Here is a 5,457-nt window from a genome sequence, read left to right as displayed (position 1 = left end):
TACTGGCATTACTACGACGGCACCGGCGGCGGTGGTGGAGATACAACGGCACCTACGGTGACGGGTACGTCGCCGGCTGCCGGGTCGACTGATCTGGCGGTGACCGGGAATGTGACGGGGACGTTCTCGGAGCCCATGAATGCCTCGACCATTACGGCGGGCACCTTCACGTTGACGGCGGGTTCGACGACGGTGCAGGCCGCTGTGCGCTATGACGGTCCGTCCAGGATTGCGACCCTGGATCCCTTTGCGGATCTGGCCGCCGGTACCGCCTACACGGCAACGATCAAGGGTGGCTCCGCCGGGGTAAAGGACCTTGCCGGTAACGCATTGGCGACCGACAGGGCCTGGACATTCACTACAGCTTCCCCAGGCGGCGGGACGTCGCAGACCGTGACGCTCCCTGCCGCCGCTGACACCTACGTGTCGAGCGCCGTGCCGACGACGAACCATGGCACGGGTTCCATGCTGGGTGTGGACAACAGCCCGGTGGAGGTTACGTACCTCAAGTTCGACCTGTCGGCGTATGCGGGCAGGACGCTGGAAAGTGCGACGTTGCAGCTGCGTAGCGCCGGGAGCGGATCCACGGGAACGCAGAACGTCAAACTGGTCGCTGATGACAACTGGAGTGAGACCGGGATCACCTACAACGCCCGCCCGGCGCTCGGTACCAGCAGCATCGGCACGCTCGGCCCGACAACAACCAACACCAACTACAGCGTCGCGCTGAATGCGGGCGGCCTGGCCGGAGAGCTCGGCCAACAGCTCTCCCTTGGCATGGACTCCAGCAGCAGCGACGGACTGGACCTCAACTCCAAGGAGGCCGGCAGCACAGCAGCACCCAAGCTGGTGCTCACCATAAAGAACTAGGCGGACGCCGTCGGCTCGGACGGCACCGTCCAGAGCAATACCATCCGATCACCAACAGTTAGACAGGGGACTACCATGAGCACCACACCGACCAAAGCACTGAACTTCGACATCCACGGCAGGCTCACGATCAGCGTCGACGCCCAGGCGCCGGCAGCACACCAGCTTCGGACCATGTTGGCGTGTTTCGCCACCGATGCCGAACGGCCAGCCGACATCGTCGTCGATGACCGGCCGGAGCCCATGCCGGATGCTGGACTGCTCGAGCATGAACTGGCATACACCGAGACCAGCGTGCGGTACAACGCCGATCGGGTCCAGGTGGTGAGGGATGGATCGCAGTGGCGCATTCACGGCCCGGGTGAGCTGTTGACCTCCGTGGTTCCTGTGCTCGATGCCGCCATGGTCAGTCGGGGAGCCGGCATGATCCACGCGGCCACGATGGCTTACCGGGGTCACGCGATTGCGCTTCCCGCCGCCGGTGGAACCGGTAAGACCAGCACGGCGGCCAAACTGATGCGCCGCGAGGGATGGTCGTTCATGGGCGACGACTGGGCCTTCCTCGCCGAGGACGCCACGCTGCTCGGCTATGCGAAGCCAATGTTCATCAAGCCGCACCACAAAGAAATCTATCCACACCTGTTCGAAGGCGTCCGGAAGCCCCTCGTCCCCTCAGGGCTCTCGCAGAGCGTTGGCCGCCTGACCACGGTGGTGCACCCGTTCGTCATCCGTTATCCGCGGCTCGCGGACTTCTCGCGCCGGTGGTCGCCGGAGCACCGCATGGTTGATGCCGGGGCAGCCTTCCCGGGGCGCGCAGTGACCACCAAGGCCCCGCTCGCGGCCGCCATTTACATCGAGCGCTTTGAGGGCTCCAAGTCCAGGATTGTCGAGAAGACCCAGGACTGGATGATCGACCGCATGATCGGCAACTTCCACATCGAGATGGCGGGCTTCTCGCAGCGGGTTGTGACCGGCCTGGCGGCCACGTCCGTCGTCCCCTGGCGCGAGCACTTCGCGGCAAAGGGGGTCGTGCTGAGCAAAGCGCTCGACGGACGGCCCTGCCACCTGCTCCAGGTGCCGGCGGCGTACTCGGCGGACGAGGCCTCGGACGACATCGTCCGGCATCTCGAGGAGCTGCTGCCGGCCGTTCTCGACGAGCAAGTCTGAGGGGGTGGCGACAGATGGGTCACAGCCCTGCCGAGGTCACCGCAGTCGTGCCGGCCCGCAACGCGGAGCAGATGCTCCCGCGCTGTCTGGAGGCACTGCGCCAGTCCGGTGTGGCCGAGATCATCCTGGTGGACGGATGTTCCACCGACCGCACCGTCGAGCTCGCCCTTGCTGCCGGTGCCCGGGTCCTGAGTGATGAGGGACGCGGTCTGCCGTGGGCCCGAACGCTTGGTGTGCAAAGCAGCACCACCCGTTGGGTGCTGCTCGTGGACTCCGACGTCGTGTTCGGGCCTACGGGGATCGCCGACCTGCTCACTGAGCTGGTGGAGGACGGCCACGACGCCCTCCAGGCCGGTCTGGAGAGTGTTGCCGGACCGGGCTATTGGGGGCAGGCGCTGGCGCATCACCACCGCACCGGCCGCAGCCGCAACTGGTTCGGGCTCGTGGCGACCATCGTGGACCGGGACCTGATGCTTGGCATGGGTTTCGATGACTCGTTCAAGTCCGGGGAGGACATCGAGCTGCGCTGGCGGATGCGGCAGTCGGGAATGCGGACTGCGGTATCACGCCGGGTCATGGTCGAACACCGTTTCGCCGCGGACGATTTCGACTTCGCGCTCGACCAGTTCCTCATGGACGGAACGGGCCTGGGACTGATGATCCGCAAGCACGGCTGGCGCGGTGCAAGGTTGGCGCTGCTGCCCGCGGCGGCCGCCGTCCGGGGCAGCGCTTTGAGCCTCGCGGCGGGCCAACCCGCATGGCTGCGCTACTACGCAGCCTTCTGCTGGTACAACTACGCGGGCATGGCGAGGGGCATCGGACGTGCGGGCTGACCGGGGGATCGCTGTCACGGAGGCCTCGACCGTCGTCCGGCACTCCGCTCTGCGCAGCTCCCTCGGCCTCGTCGTGGCCAAAGCCGCCCAGACAGGCACAGGTTTCGCCTTCTGGGTAGTGGCCGCGCATGCGACATTCGACCGTGAGGTCGGGCTCACCACGGCAGCAGTCTCGGCGGTGATGATCTGCACGCAGCTCGCGGTGCTGGGCGCCGGATCCGCCGTGATTGTCTCCGTGGGGCGGGGGGAGCCGCCCGCGCGGGTGCTGGATGCAGCGTTCGGCATTGTGGGGGTGGCCAGCACGGTGCTGGCCCTTGGCTACCTCCTGCTGCAGTGGATGGTTACACCGGACACGGCAGTGATGTCGGTGCTCTTCTGGCTCACGTTCCTCATAGCTGCCGTCACAGGAACTCTGTGCACCGTGCTGGACCAGGCGCTGGTGGCGTTGGGCCGCGGATCCAGCGCCACGTCCAGGTACCTGGTGGGCGGCGTCTTCTCCCTTGGAGCGACAGCGCTCGTGGCCTGGCAGGCCCACGGCGCCCCCGCCGACGTGATGATGGCCTGCTGGACCCTCGGGTCGGCCCTGACGTGTGTTTTGGGTATAGTCCAGCTCAGACGACTGGTCGGCTACCGGCCGCGGCCCTCCTTGCGACCGGCCAAGAACCGGTCAACGCTGGTGCTGGGAATCCCGCACCAGCTCCTCACCATCACCGAGCGTGCTCCCGGGCTGGTGCTTCCGCTCCTGCTGGCGCACATGGTATCGCCGGAAGCAGCTGCCTACTGGTACCCCGCATGGATGATGGCCTGGGCCGCCTACACAGCCCCGATGCTGATAGGAATCGTCCAATTCTCCGAGGGAGTCCGCGACCCTGGCCGCCTGGTGGCGACCACTTGGGCGAGTTTCCGTTGGTCGCTCGCCATCGGTGGCATTGCCGCCGTCGTCCTCGTCATCTTCGCGCACCCACTGCTCCACCTGCTGGGGGACCGGTACGCCAATTCGTCCACTGACGCCCTGCGGATATTGGCGGCCGGACTGGTGCCGTACGCGGTGCTGCAGGCTTACAATTCCGTCTGCCGGGTCCGCAGCCTCTACACGGAGGCGATTGTGGTGGGCGTGGCCCTCGGAGTCGCCCTCTGCGTTTCAGCGCTCCTGGTCGCCGACAATGGCCCCACCGCCATGGCCATTGCGTGGCTCGTTGTCCTATCCATCGGCGCCGCGGGGATGGGACTCCGTTTGCTCGCCATCCTCCGGCGCGTCAAGAACGAGGCGCGATGACCAGGACGCTTGACGTGCCGCGCCAAACCCAGAGACAGGATCGCTGGCGGCCCCTGGACGTATGGTGCGCGGTGGGCGGCATCGTGTCACTGGCTCTTGCCGTGGGGGCCGCCTCCGCGGTGTCTGTGCCTGTGTACAGTGACTTGGGGCTGGTCGCCGTGCTGCCCTACCCGTACTGGCTGGGTGTCCTGCTTCTGAACATCTCCTTCGTCGTGGCGCTGCGGGGAAATCCCGCGGGTCCGGCACGCCACGCCGTCATGGTGTGGCTCGTCGTGGTGCTGGTCCTTGTGCTCTTCGGGGCTGCAGCCTTCGTGACCGACATACCGCGCGGCGAGGTCGCGTTCCGTCACCTTGGCATCGCGGACGCCCTGTCCGGCAGCCAGGGAATTGATCCGACCATCGACGCGTACTTCAACTGGCCGGGTTTCTTCGCCCTCCTGGCGACGGTGCTCCCGGCCACCGGTCTCGATCCGGTGGCAGTTGCCCTGTGGGCACCGGTGCTCAACATAGGTCTGTGGCTTGCTGCCGTAGGCGTCCTGACGCGCTACCTGACGCCCGACCCGAGGCGGCGCTGGCTGGTGCTCTGGGTCTTCTGCCTCGGCAACTGGCAGGATCAGGACTACCTGTCTCCCCAAGCCTTCAGCTTCTTCCTGTACCTCGTCATCGTCGCGCTGCTCCTCGGTCCGTTGGCCGCGCGTCCTGCCGCATTCAACGGCTTCCGGCGCGCCGAGCTGACGGCGATGTGGCGGGGACGGATGCCCGTCGAGTCCCGGCCGGGACACCGGATAAGTGCCCTCGCGGTCATCCTGTTGCTCGTGGTTGTCATCTGCGCAAGCCATCAGCTGACGCCGTTCCTGGTGCTCATCACCATCACCGCCCTCACCGTGAGCGGACACGTCTGGCCCAGCCGCCTGCCCCTGATTACCGTGGTGGTGCTGGCGCTCTGGCTCGCCTACCCCGCGAGTGCCTACCTCGTTGGACACCCGCCGCTGGAGGACGCCGGCTTGCAGGGTGCAGTGGCGGCGAACGTTGTCGACCGTGTGAGCGGCAGCGCCGGGCACATGCTCGTGGTGCAGATCCGCGTGGTCCTCACTGTCGTCCTGTGGACGCTCGCCGCGGTGGGGGCATTTCTCGACTGGCGCAGGGGTCGTCTCGATTTCCGGGTGGCCCTCCTCGCCGCCACGCCGCTGCTGCTCTTCCCCGTGCAGTCATACGGCGGCGAGATGCTCATCCGCGTCTCGCTGTTCGCGCTGCCCTTCATTGCCATGCTGGCGTGCTCGGTCCTTCTTCCCACACACGGCAGCACCCGCC

Annotated in this window: 5 protein-coding genes; all 5 read left to right on the top strand. The window is 66.7% G+C overall.

All coding sequences use genetic code 11. The features are described from left to right. Positions 1 to 870 (top strand): CBM96 family carbohydrate-binding protein (locus DBR22_RS05870; protein ID WP_146187403.1); only part of this gene is annotated, 870 nt, incomplete at its 5' end. Between the two features lie 75 nt (positions 871 to 945). Further along, positions 946 to 2,037, top strand: coding sequence for a hypothetical protein (locus DBR22_RS05865; protein WP_108598217.1), 1,092 nt, complete (start codon positions 946 to 948; stop codon positions 2,035 to 2,037). 14 nt (positions 2,038 to 2,051) lie between these two features. Next, positions 2,052 to 2,870 (top strand): glycosyltransferase family 2 protein, encoded by an 819-nt coding sequence (locus tag DBR22_RS05860; RefSeq protein ID WP_108598216.1) that lies wholly within the window; start codon positions 2,052 to 2,054, stop codon positions 2,868 to 2,870. Further along, positions 2,860 to 4,146 carry a lipopolysaccharide biosynthesis protein gene (locus tag DBR22_RS05855; protein WP_108598215.1) on the top strand — a complete coding sequence of 429 codons (1,287 nt, stop codon included), beginning with the start codon at positions 2,860 to 2,862 and terminating at the stop codon, positions 4,144 to 4,146. Before DBR22_RS05860 ends, DBR22_RS05855 begins: the two co-directional genes overlap by 11 nt. Continuing rightward, on the top strand, positions 4,143 to 5,457 hold a 1,315-nt coding region (locus tag DBR22_RS05850; protein ID WP_108598218.1), incomplete at its 3' end, for a glycosyltransferase. The genes DBR22_RS05855 and DBR22_RS05850, both read left to right, overlap by 4 nt.

The sequence above is a fragment of the Arthrobacter sp. HMWF013 genome (genome assembly GCF_003061105.1).
Classification (GTDB): Bacteria; Actinomycetota; Actinomycetes; order Actinomycetales; family Micrococcaceae; genus Arthrobacter.
Note: the sequence above shows the minus strand (reverse complement) of the source record. Positions and strands in the feature narration are given on the sequence as shown.